This window comes from Bifidobacterium sp. SO4, assembly GCF_018555355.1.
Classification (GTDB): Bacteria; Actinomycetota; Actinomycetes; order Actinomycetales; family Bifidobacteriaceae; genus Bifidobacterium; species Bifidobacterium miconisargentati.
Map to the genome: position 1 here is coordinate 61,248 of NZ_JAFEJP010000015.1, position 19,194 is coordinate 80,441.

Sequence of the window (19,194 nt, forward strand, 5' to 3'; positions counted from 1 at the left end):
TCTAGTGGTGCCGGCGTGTGGTTTCAATGCGTATCGATGACGGGACTACTGCGGTTTGGCCGCGCAGGCGATTGCGGGATTAGCGGACATCCGACGGCTCTTGCGCACGATCGACACCTGGATGCAGGTCTGCGAACCATCCTGCGCGTCCACGGTCACCTGGGTGTCCTTCGTGGTGGTGGTCGCGGCGCTCTGATCGGCCGTACTGCCCTGCATGATCGCCCACGCATAGGTATCGCCGCCCTGTGGGTCGGGATTGGTCCAGGTGAAGGTCACGGAGGAACCGTCCTGCGCGTACGATCCGGTGACGTTCTCCGGCGAGGGCACCTGCGCGTTCGCCGTATCGGTGATCACGTCGTCGTCCTGTCCGTTGCGGTCGCCGTCGTCATCCGACGTGCCGGGCGTCGCCAGCTGCCGGGCATCCGAACCGGCGGCGCTGTCCATGCGAGGCACCACCACGAACGCGAACACCAGCCCCACGGCTGCCAACGCCGCCACGATGGAAGCCGCGATGGCCACGGGTTTGCCCCAATGACGTGGCGCGGCCGCCATCTGGCCGGTCTGATCCGTGACCCTGCGGCGACGTTCGATATCCTTCGGATACGGCGGCATGCCCTCCACCGTGACCGGCGTGGCATGACCGTAATACGCGAACTGTACGCGCTGCATGGCCCGCGCGAACTCCAGCGCCGAGTAGTAGCGTTGATCGGGATCCTTGTTCAACCCGCGGCGCAGCACGTTCTCCACCTCGGCCGGCACGTCCGCGCGGTTGATGCGCGGCAGCGGCTGGTTGATGATCAGACTGATGAGCTCCGACTGCGAACGCGGACGATATTCATGCTGATATGGCGAGCACCCCACCAACAGCGCGTACAACGTGGCCGCCAGCGAGTAGATGTCGGCCGCCTCCGAGCCGTTGGTCAGATGCTGCAGCACCTCCGGCGGCGCCCACGGCGGCGAGAACCCCGTCTCGGTACGGTCGTAGACATCGGTGGAAATGCCGAAATCGGCCAATACCGGCAGCCCCTGCGACGTGATGAGGATGTTGCTGGGCTTGATGTCGTGATGGATGATGTTGCTGCGATGCGCGGTGAACAGCGCGCTCGCCAGCTTGATGCCGAGATCCAGCACCTGTTCGCAGGTCAGCGACTGGGCCTTCATCATGCTGTTGTAGGTGCCGCCCGGAGCGTATTCCACCACGATGAACCCATGCCCGTCCGAGGTGACGCCCGCGTCATACACCGGCAGAATATAAGGATGCGATGAAAGCTTGGCCATGAAATTGGCCTCGCGGTTGAACAGGGCCGCCGCCTGCGGGTCAAGGGTCTTGGCGCTGACCTTGACCGCCACCGGGCGGGCGGGCATGCGCTGGTGATACAGGTATACGGTCGCCGTGGCGCCACTGCCCAGCGTCTGGACGAAATCATAGCCGGGCAGCTTCGGTGGCCGGCTCGGTGCATTGGCCATAGTCTTCCCTCTCTCGGGCGCGGATGCGTCTCCACGGCATCCGCTCACTTACCATACAGCCGACGATACCGCCGAATATTGCGGGCGGTAAAATTTTTCCCTCCCCAAAAACCGGGGTTAGGCTTGAGCCATGACTGACGGATTGCATGCTTCGGACCTGCTGGACGGCCTTGACCACGACGGCGCGGCAAGGCTGGTAATCGGTGCGCCCTGTTCGGGCAAGACCGAGTTCGCGCTCGCCGTGTTGGAGGATGGCCTGCGCCGTTACGGCACCGCCGGCGCGGTGATGGCCGTATCCGGCCGCGTGGCCGCCGACGCCTTGGGCAACCGCGTGGTCCGTGATTTGGGGGCTTCCGGGCAGGCCAGGCCGGTCACCACATTGGGCGCGGTGGCTTTCCGCGCCATATCGGCCGCGCGCAGGGGCGAGGGGCTTGTGGCACCGAGACTGCTCAACGGCGCCGAGCAGGATGCCTTGTTGCGTCAGGTCATGGCCGTGCATGTGGGGCATGCCGTATCCGGAGACGATTGCGCCACCTGCGCGCTGCTGCGCGGGTACTTCGCCCAGAACGACTGGGCCGGGCTGGTCCATGAAGCCGCGGCGGAGGTATCCGCGCAAGGGAATTCCGCCGATTCGGGGGACTCGGTTGCGGGCTCCACCAGCGCGAACACCTTCGCGCAAGGCATTTCGGACGCTTTCATCGGCCAGTTGCGAGACATGCTCGCCCGTTTGGACGAACTCGGCATTGGGGCAGCGGAGGAGCCTCGCCTGCTGGGCGCCGCCGCGGCCGATGCGAGACTGAGCGTCCAATGGAGTCTGGCATTCGCGTTGCGGCGTGAGTACATCGCCGCGCAAGGTGAGGCATATCCGGGCCAATATCGTTTGGACGCCTCCTATCTTCTGGTGGCCGGCGCCCGAGCGGTGCATGACATGGTTGCCGCGCATGCTGGGGAGGGGAAGGCCCCATCCGGCGATGAGTCGGAATCCGGTGTCTCCACAGCGGTTTGCGAGAGGGCCGATTCATGGTTGCGGTCGCTTGACGTTCCCGAACTGCTGGTGGTCGACGATGTCCAGGACACCACGTTGGCGGGAATCCGATTCCTTGAGGAGCTCGGCAGAGCCGGCGTGAAGCTGGTGCTGGTGGGGAACCCGGATGAGGCCGTGCAGACCTTCCGCGGCTCATACCCCGAATACCTTATGCGGCGCATCGTGAACGGGCCATTGCATGCCGTCGAGATGGCATTGACTCGCGCCTCGGGCACAGGACTTCTCCCGACCGTCCGGGACATATCGGAGTGGACCTCTGCCATCGCCGAGAAGGATGGTCTTCCGGAATCCGGTGGGGAAGCTGCCGATCCCGGCGCATCGGATATCCCCGAGGCCTGGCGTTCCGGTGCCAGGGCGGCCGTGGTCGCATCCCGCGTCTCGCTGTCGATTCCCTCGCCGGAAGAGGAGCCGCTGCCACTGGCCAAAAGGCCGGGGAAGCTGACGTGCGCTTTGCGGACAGGCCTCGCCGATTCCTCTGGTGATACCAAAAGCGCTGCGGACGGCGGCGGAGCCGATGCCGTTCCGACCGATTCCACGCTGTCCGCCGAACTGTATCGTTCACCCCGCGAGGAGCTGGACGACGTGGTCTGGCGCATCAAACGCGCGCATCTGGACCGTCAGGTGCGCTGGAACGACATGGCGGTCATCGCGCACGACAACGCCACTGTCCGTCTCTACGGGGAACGGCTGCGCCGCGACGGTGTGCCGGTGCGGTACTCGTCGGTCACCCGCCCACTGAAGGACGAATCCTTCGTGCAGGGATTGTTCGCCCTGACCGAGCTGGCGTTGCTTCGTCATGAGGGCATCGCCGATTGCCGGATGAGCCTTGGCGAGATCGCCTCATATGTGCGTGCGCGGGTCACGGCGGTGGTGAACAGTCCGCTGCTGACCGTCGGGGCCAAACCCGGCACCGGCGGCCCCGCCCGCCTGGCACCCATCGAATCGGCTCTGGAGGCATTGGAATCATTGTCGACGCTCGCCGGAGAGGACACCATACTGTCCGGGCTGACGGCAGCCTGGCAGACACTGCGTGAAACATACCGTGAAACGCATTGCGGAGACGTGGCGTATTGTGAAACGTCTCGTGAAACACAGGCGGGCAGTGTGACGGTGGATGACAGCGTCATTCACGGCCCATCAGGCGATGATCTGGCCTTCGGCGCCGATGCGCTGTTCGTGATGCTCGCATTTGACGCGCCGCGGGCACCGTCGGATGCCGTCGTCGAGGCCGTCGGTGCGGTGTTGGGCAAGGACCCCCAAGCCCGGGCGTTCGACCGTCTGTGGACGCTGGTGGATGCCGTCAATCACGGATTGCTGCGATTGCCGCCCGATCAGCGCCGCCGCCCGTCCTATGTGCTGTCCCTCGCATGGAACGCCGCAGGGGTCGCTCCGGTATGGCAGCGCGCGGCATTGGAGAACACCGATGACGGGCGCGCCGCCAACGACCGGCTCGATGCGGCCATGCGCCTGTTCCAGTTCGCCGAGGACTCCACCGCCGACAGGGACATCGCCGGATTCATGGCGCAGGTGCGCGGCATGGAGGTGCAGGCCGATTCGCTGGCGCACATCGGGCCGGTGGAGGACGCCCTGACGCTCACCACCCCGGCGGGCGCCGCGGGCCGTCATTGGCGGTATGTCTGGCTGCCGGTGATCCAACAGGACGTCTGGCCCAACCTCGCCGGACGCAACACCCTGTTCGGCGGTGAGGACCTCGCCGACCTGGTACTGCATGACGGCGCCCGCCAACCTGCCGAACCGGGGCATGGCCCGCGGTTGGCAGCCGTCCTCTCCAGCGAGAAGAAGAGTTTCCTCGTGGCTCTGACCCGCGCCTCGCGCAACGTCACCGTCAGTGCGGTATGGAACGATGACGCCACCCCATCGGACTTCCTCTTCGGGTACCTGCCGGAGCATTACCCGCGCAACAGGGCGCAGGCACGGTTCACGGCCGTGGGCGGCGAGACCTCCGAGACCCGGCATGAGTTCGCGGGACTGGATGCGGACGCGCGCGGACTGGTGACCGCCGCCCGCGTGATGCTGACCACGGCCGAACCGGAGTCGCCGGAGGCCCGTGACGCCATGGAAACGTTGGCCCTGCTTGCCGAACACGGCATCGCCTCCGCCGACCCGGATGACTGGGCCTTCATGCCGCCGTATGATGACGTGACGTCGTCTGGGGGCGAGGGAAACGAGACCGGCGTGGGCGGCGTCTCCGCGGATAATGCCACTGCTACGGCCAATGATGTCGCCAAGAACGATGGCGTCACGGCCGACGATGCGGTTGCGGATGATGGCGACGGACATTGCCCCATGGCCACGCTGTCCCCGTCCGCCGTGGACAACCTGTGGGCCTGTCCGGTCTGCTGGATGCTGGAAAACCGTTTCGCCGGGCCCCGCCCAGGTTCGGTGGCCACCGGTTTCGGCACGCTCATCCACGCGGTCGCCCAACAAGGCAGCGAGGAAGGGCTGGACCGGCTGGACGAGCATCCCGAACTCATGGAGACCCTGGGGCTGGACGGCTCATCCACGCCGAGTCAGCGCATTGCCGCGGTCGCCGCGCGATTGGTTGCCATTTATCAGACGAAACGCTCGGATCCCGAGTCCATCGCCGATACGCGCGATCGGTACGCCGCCATGCGCAAGGACGACTCCGCCGCGGACATGCTGGGCAACATCGCCGACTATTTCGTGGCCGGCAACGGCAGCCCCGCCTCCTATCTGGGCAGGAACGCCGAAGCCGTACGGCTCGGCCGACTCGATCACGTCGACTGCGAACGGGAATTCGCCGCCCGCTTCGACCTGAACGACATCCTCGCCGCATACAACGCCATGGAGGACATCAGGCCCATCGACCGAGCCACCTTGTCCGCATGCATGGGCGCGCTGGTGGGTGGCTGGCCGCAAGGCATGAGCGAGGACCTGACCGTGCGCCTGTCCGGCCGCATCGACCGCATGGAAACCCGTATACAGGAGGACGGCAGCACGAGCATCCGCCTCATCGACTACAAAACCGGCAAGGTGCCCACCACCAAGCAGATCTTCAACGATTTGCAGCTGGTGTGCTACCAGCTCGGACTGACCTTCCCCGAAGGACGGGCGCGCGGTGCCAAGGCGCTCGCCGCCATGCCGTACATCGCGCAAAGCGAACTGTTCCACGTCGCCCAGAACGCTGCCCCGGCGCAAAGCTACGCGCCGGAAGGCGTTTTCCAACCGCCGTTGTTCCGAAACGGCGCATTGAACGAGGAGCCGTTCACGCCGCGCTTCCACTACAAATCCCCGGACACGTTCTACGACGTGCCGTGGCCCGATGCCGCCACGCCGCCGGAAGGCGTGAGCGGCGAAGACTGGGAACGATTCACCGGCCTCGCCGGCACGCAGGCGATGTGGGCGCTGACCATGATCGCCCGCGTGTTCTACGCAGCCGCCGCCAGCCGGTCCGAGGCGATCGCGGCCCATCCCCAGCCCACGCATGTGGCGTTCTGCCGCATGAAGCATATCTGCCCGGCCTGCGCGGGGCAGGTCGACACCGTATTCGAAACGAGGCAAGCATGAGCACGTTCACCCCCACCAAGGAACAGGCCGCCATCATCGACGCCCCGGTGGATGCCGACGTGCTGGTGGTGGCCGGCGCCGGCTCCGGCAAGACCTTCACCATGACCCAACGCATCATCGCCCTCATCCACCGCGGCGTGGCGCCCGAACGCATCCTCGGCCTGACCTTCACCCGCAAGGCCGCGGGCGAACTGCTGGAACGTGTCTCCGCGGCGGTGGCCGGCGAGATGCACGATGGAGAATCGGGCTCCAGCGCCGTGCCCGGCGACCGCGCGTTCCTCAAACCCGCCATCTTCACCTATGACGCCTTCTTCCAGACCATCGTGCGCCAGTACGGTCTGCTGGTCGGCTTCAACCAGAACACCCAACCCCTCAGCGAGGCAGGAGCCCTGCAGCTGGCCACCGAAGTGATCGATGAACACATGGATCTGGCCCTCGGCGAGGATTTCGGTGCGTTCAACACCCTCGCCGGCCAAGTCCTGGCCCTGTCCGGCGCCATCGGCAGCGCCATGATCGGCTCCGGCTGTACCAGCTTCGAGGACGCCGTCGAACGGGTGCGCCAATGGGACACCGCCTTCATCGACCGGCTGGAGCAGGCCATCGGCGATGAGCCCATGCCCGACGTCGAACCGCGCATCGCCACCGTCAAACGCACCAAAAAGGATACGGATGCCAGTTGGCAGGCCAAACTGGACGAGCGCAACAGGCAACTGCACGCCCGCTGCGTCTACCATTGCGGCGAACTGCTGACCGTGACCCGCAAACGCGAGATCCTGCTGAAACTGGTGGAGGCGTACGCCCAGGCCAAACGGGTCCGCAATATGGCGGAATTCTCCGACTTCACGCTGGCCGCATACCAGCTCATCGAACGATTCCCCTCCATCGGGGAACGCATGCGTCGCCGGTACAGCCATGTGCTGCTGGACGAATACCAGGACACCTCCACCACGCAGGCCGCCCTGCTCGCCGCTCTTTTCCACGTCGATACGCCGAACGATGCGACCGCTGGCGCGTCCGGCAATGACCGGAGCGATGCCGGCGCGTCCGGCATGCGGCCGGCTGGTGCGGCCGCCGGCGACGCCGAAAGTTCGGCCGTCAACGCCGTGGGCGACCCGTTCCAATCCATCTACGCATGGCGAGGAGCCAGCCCCGGCGCCTTCCGCATGTTCCAACGGGACTTCCATATGCCGGCCGGTTCCAAGCCGTTCCCGCTGACCGTGACCCGGCGCAACAGCCGCATCGTGCTCGAAGCCGCCAACGACCTGACCCTGCCGCTGCGCTCGCGGCCCGAACGCTCGTCCAGTTCGCTCATGAGGGAAGTGGACGTCTCGCCGCTGGATGCCATGCCCGACGCTCCGGAGGGCACGTTGGGCATACTCGGGTTCGAGACCGCCGGTCAGGAGATCGACGCGGTGGTGCGTTTCTGCAAGACAGCCATCAGCCGGTTCCGCAAGCCCTCGGACGATCCGTGGAACCCCGGATGGGTGTACCCCAAGGGCCAGTCCCAGGACGAGAAGGCCCCGGTCGCCGTGCTGTTCCGCTCCAAATCGCGTATGCCCGAATACCAGGAGGCATTGGAACGGGCTGGCCTGACCACGTTCGTGGTGGGATACTCCGCTCTGCTCGAGCGCCCGGAGATCCGCGATCTGCTGGCCCTGCTCCACGTGGCGGCCGACCATACCGATACGGCATCCCTCATGCGGCTGCTCGCCACGCCGAGGTTCGCCATGTCCGCGGCCGACCTGACCGCTTTGGCGCGGGCCGCGGAGGAACGGAACACCGAACGCCGGTTCCAGGCCCTGGTGCAGGCGGGGCTTGCCAAGCCGGATACCCCCAGCGCCGAATGGGCGGCGGTCGTGCGCGAATACCGCGATCAGGTGGCCAACGCCGTATTCCTGCCCGATCTGCTGCTGCGCTCGGACGTGGAGCACCTTACCGAAGCATTGAGCGAACCGGGACGGCATGCGGTTGCCCGTGCCGCCAAGGCGCTACGCCTCACCCAGCGCATGGTCGGCCACCCGCTTGCGGACGTGATCCGCACCGCCGTCGAGGCACTGGATCTCGACATCGACACCGTGGTGGCGGGCGCGTTGCGCAATCCGCAACATGCCGCCAACCCCACGTTGGCGCATATGCCCATGAACGCCATCGTGGATCTGGTGGACACCTATACTCAGGAGATCGCCATGGGCCAGACCGCCACCCTGCAGGGATTCATGACGTGGGTGGACCATCTGGCCTCGGTGGAGGACGAGGCCGCCAGCCTGCCGGACGGGCCCGTGGACGTGGAACTCATGACCGTGCACCAGTCCAAGGGTCTGGAATGGAACGCCGTGGCCGTGGTCGGGCTCACCGCGGGCGGATTCCCCAGCAACCAGGGCGACCACCTCAAGGTCACGCCGGATGAGGAACGCACCGGAGGCATCGAACAGGGACGATGGACGGCCCCCGAATACCATGAGACCGCCGACTCATGGCTCACCAACCCGGTGGCCGTTCCCGTCCCCATGCGCGCCGACGCCGGCATCCTGCCGCGTTTCCCGCATGACGCCGACCCGGTCGCGGACCCCATCGCATCGTTGCAGGCTCTCGACGATGTGGAACTCATCGACGACGAGGCCTTCGGCTCCATGCGCACGGTCGGCGATGGCGTGGACGAGGTGGATCCGTCCGGCTGGTATCTCACCCAGATCGAGGAATATGGCCGCCGTCTCCATGCCGACGAACGTCGCCTGATGTACGTGGCGCTCACCCGCGCCAAGGAGGATGCGCTGCTGACTTACTGCCGTCACGCCGGGGAGCCCGGTCGTGACCCCGCCATGGTGTCCAAGGGTTCAAGGGCCTCGTCCCCCTCCAATTTCTGGCTCGAAGTGCATGACGCGCTCCACTCCCATGCCGGCGTGGTCGCCGCCGAAGCGAGCATCGAAGCATATGCGGGGGAGAAGGGCGGTTCGCCCCTGGTTTCGCTGGACGGCGAACCGGTCGCGCCGCCCGAAGGCTTCTTCGTGGGCGAATACGCCGCCGAATATGGTATGGCGGTAGTCGGCGCAGCGTGGAACACCCCCATCGAACAATCCGAACGGGTTGAAGACCTGACTTGGCCGGCCTCACTGAGCCCGGAGACGGTCCGCCGCCTGACCAACGGCACCGAACAGGTCCGCAAGCTCATCAAACGCGCGGCAAGGGATGCAGAGGACACGAAACTGCGGGAATCCAACCGTCCAGCAGATCTCTCCGTCTATGGCGCAACGGCTTCCGCGACCCAGGCGGCCGGTGCCATTCCTGAAGACGCCGAAAACGCCGAGGTCGTCGCTGCGGGGAATGCCTCCGTGCGCGAACCCGGTCCACTGCTGCAACGTGCCCAACTGCTGGTGAACGATGCCGATCTGATGGCCGGCTCGTTGGAAGGCGACGATCTGGACCGGGATGTCAAGGCCAAGGCGCAGCGCATCCTGGCTGCCGGTCGTCAGAACGTGACCAGCCTGCAGGCCCGCGTGGGTGGCATGGGGGAGCGCGAGGAACGCGCCTACTGGCGCGGCATCATACGCCCGATTCCGCGGGTCTCCTCGCCGGCTGCCGAACTCGGCACACGATTCCACGCCTGGGCCGAGCGGTTCGTCAACGCCGGAAGGCTGGACCAGGCCGCGCTCTCTTGCGATGCCAAGGAAACCGTCGGCGATGGTGAGAGCACGGTCACACGGGAAGAGCTGATCCGTGCGTTGGCGGCTTGGACGGGCGGGAACGGCGACCGGCCCGGCGAAAGCGGCGGAAGCGTCGGGAGGGTCTTTGGCGGGAGCATCCCGCGACCCGACGATTCGCCCGACGTCTCGCAATCCGACGATTCAACCGCACCTGATCAATCCGGCGATTCGGCCGGGCTGTCTGCGCAGGAAGGCAAGCTCCGGCTCTGGCAGCAACGTCTGGCTGAATCGAGATGGGCCGAACGCACGCCGGTGTGGGCGGAACGGGCCATCGTGGTGGACGTGCCCGGCATCGGCCTGGTCAACGGCAAACTGGACGCGGTCTTCGCGGGTGGCCTTGACCTGGCGGATGGCACCAAACGGTATACGGTCGTCGACTGGAAAACCGGTCACAGGCCCGTCAAGCCGGAGGACGAGATGCGCAAACTCGCCCAGCTCGACATGTACCGGCTTCTGCTGGCCGCGGTCGAAGGCGTGGAATTGGACAGCATCGACGCCACTCTCTACTATGTCAGTGAGCCCGATGAGGGCCGGCGCGAGCTGCATGCCCGCGCGAAAAGTGAAAAGGAGATCCTTACCGAGTTGAGCTCCGGCATCCCCGAACAATCCGACAACGACTGAACCAGCAAAGGTTCATGACCCCGTCCGCACCTCGCCCGTCGGCTCGGAACAGGCACGGCGAACACGCCGCCCGTTCCGAACGGACACGCAAGACCGTTCGCCCATGATGGGCGGACCGGGCAAGGTGGAACAGACAGGGTCCGCGGTTGAAACGCACCGCGTGACGTTGCTCGGGGACCGCTACCCTCGGATGGCATGTGTGGGCGGGCGCACATGCCGGAACACACCCCAGTAAGGAGTAGAACAACCATGTCCACGACTCGTACGGCAACGCAGTCGCACCAGTCCGACCAGCCGAACCCGACCGCCGAACCGCAGGCGAACGGAGCGCAGAACACGCAATTGGCACAGGCCATGCAATCGACACAAACCGATCGGACGGCTCAAGCCGCCCACCACTCGCCGTACCAGCGCCTGTTCACCCTGCCCGGCACCAAGGCGTTCTGCCTGTCCGGCGCCGTGGCACGCCTGCCGATATCCATGATGAGCCTCGGTATCGTGCTGGCACTTAACCACATCTACGACAACTGGACCGTCGCCGGCACCATGAGCGCCGTCTACGTGCTCGCCATGTCCTGCGTCACCCCGTTCTACGCCCGCGCCTTCGACCGGTTCGGCCAGGCCCGGGTGGGGCGCATCGCGCTCGCCGTGCAATTGGTCGCCATGCTGTCCTTCGCGTTCGCGGCGCTGGTGCGCGTGCCGATTCCCGTGCTGTTCGGCCTGGCCATCATCATGGGCCTGACCCAGTTCTCCTTCGGCGCGCTCGTGCGTACCCGCTGGGCATACGCGCTGCGCGGCGTGGAGGACGGCGAGCAACTGCTCAACACGGCCTACGCCATGGAGGCCGCCATCGATGAGATCGTATTCATCCTCGGCCCCATCCTGGCCGCATGGCTGGCCACTTCGGTGCATCCCGTCTCGCAGCTGTTCGTGCCCACGCTGGCTTGCGGCATCGGCGGCACCGTGTTCCTCTCGCTCAAATCCACCCAACCGCCGGTGATGATCGAACAGATCGAGGTGCGTGCGGCCTCCGGCGAATCCCGGCCCGGTACGGCCCAAGCGACGGCGGATTCCGGCAACATGTCCGGTAGCACGTTCGGTAATACGTCCGGCGAGGCCGACCAGCTCACCCTGCGCCAACTCAAGCGCAGCGGCGCCAAGCCCAAGAGCGTGCTGCTGTACGGCGGCGTGCTGCCGCTGCTCGTGGTGTTCATCGTGTTCAACATGAGCTTCACCTCGTTCGACGTGTCGATCACCGCCACGATGAAGGGCATGGGCCTGGAGCCGTTCCTGGGCCTACAGCTGGCCATGTTCGCGGTCGGTTCATGCGTGGGCGCGCTGATCTTCGGATCCCGGCAGCTCAAAGGCTCGCACTGGGGACACATGGTGATGTTCCTGGCGCTGCTCACGGTGGGATACCTCTTCTTCCGCGTCACCATGGACAACCTCATCCTGCTGGGACTCATCGAGATCCTGACCGGCCTGACCGTCTCGCCGCTGTTCGCCACCGGCAACCTCATCGTCAAGGACCTGGTGCCGCCCGAATCGCTGACCGAAGGCCTGAGCTGGGTCACCACGGCCGGCACGGTGGGCACGTCCATCGGCTCGTCCGTGGCGGGCATCGTGCTCGACGCCGCCAACCCGCATGTGGGCATGCTGCTGCCCTTCGCCTTCACGCTCGCCGCGGTGCCCCTGGCCCTCCTCGGCTGGCGCCTCTCCAAACGCCGGTAGCGTCGGTAGCGTGCAGCTCGCCCCGATGTACACAGCGCGGACAAACCGTTGGCGGCAACGTACGCGGGTGATAGGCTGAGTGCCGATCAGTGCCGCGGCAGGAACGCGGCGGGAATGCCGAGAGGCAGCCGAACAGCCAAACAGGCGGACAGCCGAATGCAACCGGCAACCAATAATCAGGCAGCAACAGCACCTGCCGGGCAACCCGGCGGGAACGGACAGCAAGGGGAGAACAACGTGATCAAGGTATCTGTGGTCGGCGCCAAGGGCCGTATGGGCTCGCACGTGGTCGAAGCCGTCAACAACGCGCAGGACACGCAGCTGGCGCTCGCGCTGGACGCGGGCGACGACCTGACCGCCATCACCCCGGACAACACGGACGTGGTGGTGGAGTTCACCGTGCCGAGCGTGAGCCTGAACAACGTGCTCACCCTTATCGGCCAGGGCGTGGACATCGTGGTGGGCACCACCGGCTGGACCGAGGAGAAGCTCGCCCAGGTCAAGGCCGCCATCGCCCAGGGCCCGCGGCCCGAGACCCAGAAGGTGTTCATCGCCCCGAACTTCGCCATCTCCGCCGTGTTGGCCGACTTCTTCGCCGTCAAGGCCGCCAAGTACTTCGAATCCGCCGAGGTCATCGAGCTGCATCACCCCACCAAGGTGGACGCCCCCTCCGGCACCGCCATCCACACCGCCCACGGCATCGCCGAGGCGCGCAAGGCCGCCGGCATGGCCCCCGTGCCGGACGCCACCGAAACCGACGGCGGCTCCCGCGGCCAGGTGATCGACGGCATCCACGTGCACGCCGTGCGCCTGCGAGGCCTCAACGCCCACGAGGAGGTGCTCTTCGGCAACGCCGGCGAGCAGCTGACCATCCGCGCCGACAGCTTCGACCGCACCAGCTTCATGCCCGGCGTGCTGCTGGCCGTGCGCAAGCTCGCCGGCGACGCCCCCGCGGGCCTGACGGTCGGCCTCGCCAACTTCCTCGACCTGTAAGGCCGCAAAAGACCGCAAAACCGATACGTAAAACCAATCAAACCCAAGCAATACAACCATCCACAAACGGACGCCGAACGCACCCCGCGCAGCGTCCACAACGGGAAGTACGGTGAACACTATGAGCGAGCATGACATGCATCTTCTTGACCCTGCGCCTTTCGGCCGAATCCTGCCGGCTATGGTGACCCCCATGAAGTCCGACGGCAGCGTTGATTTCGAGGCCGCACAGCAGCTCGCCAAGCATCTCGTGGCCGATGGCGCGGACGGTCTGGTGGTCAATGGCACCACCGGTGAGTCGCCCGTGACCCACATGGACGAGAAGGTCGACCTGGTCCGCGCCGTCAAGGAGGTCGTGGACGTGCCGGTGATCTCCGGCGCCGGTTCCAACGACACCGCCCACACCGTGCGTATGGTCGAGCAGACCCAGGAGGCGGGCGCCGACGCGGTGCTCGTCGTCATGCCCTACTATTCCCGTCCCTCCCAGGACGGCGTCGTCGGCCACTACAAGGCCGTCGACGAATCCGCCGAGAAGCCGATCATCGTCTACGATGTCCCAGGCCGCACCGGCCTCAAGGTCAAGGTCGAAACGTACGACCGTTTGGCCGAACTCGAACACGTCAAGGCAGTCAAGGACGCCACCGGCGATCTTGCTGCCGCAGTGGAGAAGCAGCAGCGCACCGGCCTCGCCTGGTATTCGGGCGATGACGGCCTGTTCCTGCCGTTCCTCTCCATCGGCGCCGTCGGCATCATCTCCGTGATCGCCCACGTCGCTTCCAACCCCATGCAGCAGCTCGTGCAGGCGTTCGACCGCGGCGACATCACCACCGCGCGCCGCCTGGCCAACCAGCTCGCCCCGCTCGTCCACGCGCTCAACGGCGACGGCTACCAGGCCGTCATGGCTAAGGCCGCGCTCAAGGTCAAGGGATACATCCCGAACACCACCATGCGCCTGCCGAACGTCGGCCCCGACGCCAACCAGCTTGAAAAGGCCACCGCGGGCATGCGAGCAGCCGGCTTGCTGTAATACGGGCTGAAACCCGTCGCCCCTGCAAGACGAACAGAGGCACAACAAGAAAAACAAACAGGATATGGCAGAACAGAAGAAAACCAGCAAAAACAGCAATTCGCGTCGCCGTGGTTCCGCGCGCCGCAACAGCAATGGTGCGTCCACCCGCACCACCCGCACCTCGTCCCGTGGCAACGCCTCCCGCGGCGCCGCGTCCCGCAAGCCGGCGAACCAGCCGGCGACCGCGCCCCAGCAGGACGCCGTCCTGATCGCCCCGCCGAAGTACCGCAAGGGCTCCATGCGCATCACGCCGCTCGGTGGTCTGGGCGAGATCGGCCGCAACATGAACGTGATCGAATACAACGGTCACCTCCTGCTCATCGACTGCGGCGTGCTCTTCCCCGAGGAGGAGCAGCCCGGCGTGGATCTCATCCTGCCGGACTTCAGCTACATCAAGAACCGTCTGGACAAGGTCGATGCCCTCATCCTGACCCACGGCCACGAGGACCACATCGGCGGCGTGCCCTACCTGCTCAAGCTGCGTCCGGACATCCCGCTGATCGGCTCCAAGCTGACCCTCGCCTTCGTGGACGCCAAGTGCAAGGAGCACCACATCAACCCCACCAAGGTCGAGGTGCAGGGCCGCGACCGTCTCAAGGTGGGCCCGTTCGACCTCGAGTTCGTCACCGTGACCCACTCGATCCCGGACGCCTTGGCCGTGTACGTCAAGACCCCGGCCGGCTCCCTCATCGACACCGGCGACATCAAGCTCGACCAGCTGCCGCTCGACCACAAGATCACCGATCTGGTGGAGTTCGGCAAGATCGGCGAAAAGGGCGTGGATCTGCTCATGATGGATTCCACCAACGCCGAGGTGCCGGGCTTCGTCAAGCCGGAGACCTCCATTGGTCCGGCGCTGGACCAGGCGTTCGCGCAGGCCAGCCGCAAGATCATCGTGGCCAGCTTCTCCTCGCACGTGCACCGCGTGCAGCAGGTGGTGGACACCGCCCACAAGTACGGCCGCAAGGTGGTGTTCGTGGGCCGCTCCATGGTGCGCAACATGTCCATCGCCGCCGACCTGGGCTACCTGCACATCCCCGAAGGCACCGTCGTGGACCTCAAGCAGGCCAATGACATCCAGGACGACAAGCTCGTCTACATGTGCACTGGCTCCCAGGGCGAGCCGATGGCCGCCCTCGGCCGCATCGCCGACGGCAACCACCGCGACATCCACATCAACGAGTTCGACACCGTGATCCTGGCCAGCTCCCTGATTCCGGGCAACGAGCACGGCGTGTACAAGGTCATCAACAAGCTCGTGCAGCTCGGCGCCAAGGTGGTCAACCGCGACAACGCCGCGGTCCACGTCTCCGGACACTGCAACGAGGGCGAGCTGCTGTACATGTACAACATCGTCAAGCCCAAGTGCGCCATGCCTATCCACGGCGAGAACCGCCACCTGGTGGCCAACGGCCTCATCGCCGTCAAGACCGGCGTTGATCCGCAGAACGTGGTTCTGGCCGAGGACGGCGACGTGGTGGACCTCTACCACGGCAAGGCCGCCGTCGTGGGCTCCGTGCCCTGCGGCTACGTGTACGTGGACGGCGACTCGGTGGGCGAGCTCACCGACGAGGAGCTGGAGAAGCGCCGCATCCTGGGCACCGAAGGCTTCGTCTCCGCGTTCATCGTGGTGGACACCGAGACCCATGAGGTGGTCACCGGCCCGAAGATCTACCTGAACGCCGTGGCCGAGGACGAAAGCGAGTTCGACAAGGTCCGCCATCAGATCGTCGAGCAGCTGAACGACGCGATGATGCAGGGCACCAAGGACACCTACAAGCTGCAGCAGATCATGCGTCGCACGATCGGCGGCTGGGTGGCCCGCCAGCTCCACCGCAAGCCGATGATCGTGCCGGTCGTGGCCGATCTCGCGCAGGACGTGGACGCCGCCAGCGTGGTGGAGAAGCAGTGACTCCGCAAACGCGGCGCACGCACTACACTGGAAGCGATAACTACAGCAACCACCGATAAAACTGACCTATGAAGGCCCGGCGAATCCCGGAAACCGCGGAACGAAAACCCGCGGCCACCGGAAGTCACCGGGCCATCACCATGAAAACGCACTTATACATCCGCTAGAGCACAGGACGACCACCACAAGGAGTAAAGGAGTACCAGCATGCCCGGTTCCAATCTCACCCGCGTCGAGGCCGAAGAGCGCAAGGCCGTAGTCGAGGCGCCGATTCATTACCACGTCAACCTCGATCTGACGGTCGGCCCGAAGAACTTCGGATCCAAGGCGCTGATCTGCTTCAACGCCAAGCCCGGTTCCTCGACCTTCCTCGACCTGATCGCCGACGAAGTGACCTCCATCGAGCTCAACGGCCGTGCCATCGACCCGGCCACCGCGTTCGTGGACAACCGCATCGAGCTGACGGACCTCAAGGAGAAGAACGAGGTCACCGTCACCGCCAAGTGCCGCTACTCCAACACCGGCGAGGGTCTGCACCGCAGCGTGGACCCCTCCGACGGCAACATCTACCTCTACTCCCAGTTCGAGGTGCCGGACGCCCGCCGCGTCTACGCCGTCTTCGACCAGCCCGACCTCAAGGCCACCTTCGATTTCAAGGTGCTCGCCCCGGAGAGCTGGATCGTGACCTCCAACATGCCGGCCGCCTCCGTCGAGGCCGACCCGCGCGAGACCCTGGACGGCACCCTCGGCGAGAAGCCGAACGAGAGCACCCGCCTGTGGTCCTTCGAGACCACGCCGGTGATGAGCTCCTACCTGACCGCCATCTGCGCCGGCCCGTACGCCGAGTGGCACACCGAATACCACAACGAGGACGGCCGCACCATCCCGATGGCCCAGTACTGCCGCCAGTCCCTGGCCGAGGCGTTCGCCAAGGACGTGGACTACCTGTTCGACATCACCAAGAAGGGCTTCGCGTTCTACGCTAAGACCTGGGGCGTGCCGTACCCGTACGCCAAGTACGACCAGATCTACGTGCCTGAGTACAACGCCGGCGCCATGGAGAACATCGGCATGGTCACCATCCGCGACTCCTACGTGTTCGAGTCCAAGGTGACCGACGCCCTGGCCGAGCGCCGCGTGGTCACCGTGCTGCACGAGCTCGCCCACATGTGGTTCGGCGACTACGTGACCATGAAGTGGTGGAACGACCTGTGGCTCAACGAGTCCTTCGCCGAGTTCACCTCCACGCTCGCCACCGCCGAGGCCACCGAATGGCATGACGCCTGGGCCACCTTCTGCTCCGGCGAGAAGAGCTGGGCCCTGCGCCAGGACCAGCTGCCCACCACGCACCCGATCGTCGCCCCGATCAACGACCTCAACGACACGTACGTCAACTTCGATGGCATCACCTACGCCAAGGGCGCCTCCGTCCTCAAGCAGCTGGCGTTCTACGTGGGCCGCACGCAGTTCTTCGAGGGCATCCACAACTACCTCATCAAGCACTCCTACTCCAACGCCACGCTCGCCGACCTGCTCGACGAACTGGCCCAGACCTCCGGCCGCGACCTCAAGGCCTGGAGCGCCAAGTGGCTGGAGCAGTCCGGCATCAACACCATCGCCGCCGACGTCAAGGAGAACGAGAACGGCACCATCGCCGAGCTCAAGCTCACCCAGACCGCATCCGCCGAGTACCCGGTCCTGCGCCCGCACCGCCTGGCCATCGGCTTCTACAACGAGGACGAGGCCACCGGCAAGATCGTGCGCACCGACCGTCTCGAGCTGGATGTGGACGGCGAGACCACCGTCGTGTCCGAGGCCGCCGGCAAGCAGCGTCCGGCGTTCGTGCTCGTCAACGACGAGGACCTCACCTACACCAAGATCCGCTTCGACGCCGAGTCCCTCGCGTTCGCCGAGGCCAACCTGCACCGCTTCGACGATGCGCTGGCCCGCGCCGTCACCTGGCTCGCCTTCTGGGACATGACCCGCGACGGCGAGTTCCCGGCCGAGCGTTTCGTGGACATGACCCTGCGCCTGCTGGCCACCGAGACCGAGTCCACCACCTTCCGTTACGCGCTGGCCTGCATGAGCACCACCGCCCACCACTACGTGGCCCCCGCCGCCCGCGAGCAGGTGCTGCGCCACGTGGCCGCCGAGCTGTGGAAGCTCGCCAACGCCGCCGAAGCCGGTTCCGACACCCAGTTCCAGCTCATCACCGCCTACCTGGGCTACGGCGAGGAGGGCGATTCCGCCTTCGCCGCCAACGCGCATGGCCTGCTGGACGGTACCGTGAGCCTGCCGGGTCTTGAGATCGACAACAACTTCACCTGGACCATCGTCAACGCGCTGGCCTCCGTGAATGAGTTCGGCGAGTCCGACATCGACGCCCAGCTGGCCAAGCGCGACACCACCGAGAACCGCGAGTTCGCGCTCGGCGCCCGTGCCGTGCGCGGCCTGGCCGAGGCCAAGGAATGGGCCTGGAACGAGGCACTCAACAACGCCGAGCTGACCAACGCCCAGCTGGAGGCCGTGGCCCGTGGCTTCTCCGCCACCCCGCGCCCCGACCTGGCCGAGCCGTTCGCCGCCAAGTACTTCGAGACCGTGGACTGGATCTGGGCCAACAAGACCTACCACATGGCCGAGGCCCTGCTCAACGGCCTCTACCCGGGCTACGCCGACCCGGCCACGCTGACCGAGCTGGGCGACGCCTGGCTCGCCTCCCACGCCGACGCCGACAACGCCCTGAAGCGCCTGATCGTCGAAAACGTGGCCTCCTCCCACCGCACCCTCAAGGTCCGCGAATACAACGCGGCCCTGTAAATCCTGGCAGAAGATTCCTGATTTGGCTCCCCTCTCTGAGGGGAGCTGGGCGGATTCTAGTGGTGGTTGCAACACCTGTGTTGCTGTTTGATTTGGTGGTGTGATCGTATCATGCGGCGTTAATCAGGTCGAGGATGGCCTCGGAGGGTTTCCGGAACCCGGGCGTCTTGCGCGGCCGGTCGTTCATCTCCTCCGCGACCGCGTCCAGGTACGCCTGTGAATACCCGCCCAGGTCGGTGCCCTTCGGGAAGTACTGCCTGAGCAGTCCGTTGGTGTTCTCGTTCGTGCC

At 65.8% G+C, this 19,194-nt stretch carries 8 protein-coding genes and 1 pseudogene; 7 read left to right on the forward strand and 2 right to left on the reverse strand.

Going from position 1 to position 19,194, the window contains the following annotated elements; translation table 11 throughout:
* Nucleotides 1-45 precede the first annotated feature (45 nt).
* Nucleotides 46-1,467: a serine/threonine-protein kinase gene (locus JS536_RS09745; RefSeq protein ID WP_214356777.1), complete on the reverse strand. Its 1,422-nt coding sequence runs from the start codon at nt 1,465-1,467 to the stop codon at nt 46-48.
* Nucleotides 1,468-1,597: 130 nt separating this feature from the next.
* Here JS536_RS09745 and JS536_RS09750 point away from each other — a divergent pair, with 130 nt between their 5' ends.
* The 7 genes from JS536_RS09750 to pepN all read left to right on the forward strand — a co-directional run bounded on the left by JS536_RS09750 (nt 1,598) and on the right by pepN (nt 18,905).
* Nucleotides 1,598-6,061, forward strand: coding sequence for a PD-(D/E)XK nuclease family protein (locus tag JS536_RS09750; protein ID WP_214356778.1), 4,464 nt, complete (start codon nt 1,598-1,600; stop codon nt 6,059-6,061).
* A complete protein-coding gene (locus tag JS536_RS09755; protein ID WP_240544357.1) occupies nt 6,058-10,383 on the forward strand; it encodes an ATP-dependent DNA helicase in 4,326 nt (1,441 codons plus the stop codon). The genes JS536_RS09750 and JS536_RS09755 overlap by 4 nt, the downstream gene beginning before the upstream one ends.
* 354 nt (nt 10,384-10,737) lie before the next feature.
* Entirely contained in the window at nt 10,738-12,114 is a 1,377-nt protein-coding gene (locus tag JS536_RS09765) for an MFS transporter (RefSeq protein ID WP_214356783.1), read from the forward strand.
* 237 nt (nt 12,115-12,351) lie between these two features.
* Entirely contained in the window at nt 12,352-13,107 is a 756-nt protein-coding gene (gene dapB, locus JS536_RS09770) for a 4-hydroxy-tetrahydrodipicolinate reductase (protein ID WP_214305167.1), read from the forward strand.
* 121 nt (nt 13,108-13,228) lie between these two features.
* A complete protein-coding gene (gene dapA, locus JS536_RS09775) occupies nt 13,229-14,134 on the forward strand; it encodes a 4-hydroxy-tetrahydrodipicolinate synthase (RefSeq protein ID WP_109057515.1) in 906 nt (301 codons plus the stop codon).
* Between the two features lie 64 nt (nt 14,135-14,198).
* Complete coding sequence (locus JS536_RS09780; RefSeq protein ID WP_109057514.1) at nt 14,199-16,088, forward strand: ribonuclease J; 1,890 nt, start codon at nt 14,199-14,201, stop codon at nt 16,086-16,088.
* A 207-nt stretch (nt 16,089-16,295) separates the two neighbouring features.
* Entirely contained in the window at nt 16,296-18,905 is a 2,610-nt protein-coding gene (gene pepN, locus JS536_RS09785) for an aminopeptidase N (RefSeq protein WP_214356779.1), read from the forward strand.
* 109 nt (nt 18,906-19,014) lie between these two features.
* Here pepN and JS536_RS09790 read toward each other — a convergent pair.
* A pseudogene (locus JS536_RS09790) lies at nt 19,015-19,194 on the reverse strand (IS30 family transposase); the annotation flags it as partial.

Coding starts and splice junctions, on each gene's coding strand:
- JS536_RS09745 (WP_214356777.1), bottom strand. CDS start 1,467: ATGGCCAATGCACCGAGCCGGCCACCGAAGCTGCCCGGCTATGATTTC.
- JS536_RS09750 (WP_214356778.1), top strand. CDS start 1,598: ATGACTGACGGATTGCATGCTTCGGACCTGCTGGACGGCCTTGACCAC.
- JS536_RS09755 (WP_240544357.1), top strand. CDS start 6,058: ATGAGCACGTTCACCCCCACCAAGGAACAGGCCGCCATCATCGACGCC.
- JS536_RS09765 (WP_214356783.1), top strand. CDS start 10,738: ATGCAATCGACACAAACCGATCGGACGGCTCAAGCCGCCCACCACTCG.
- dapA (WP_109057515.1), top strand. CDS start 13,229: ATGAGCGAGCATGACATGCATCTTCTTGACCCTGCGCCTTTCGGCCGA.
- JS536_RS09780 (WP_109057514.1), top strand. CDS start 14,199: ATGGCAGAACAGAAGAAAACCAGCAAAAACAGCAATTCGCGTCGCCGT.
- pepN (WP_214356779.1), top strand. CDS start 16,296: ATGCCCGGTTCCAATCTCACCCGCGTCGAGGCCGAAGAGCGCAAGGCC.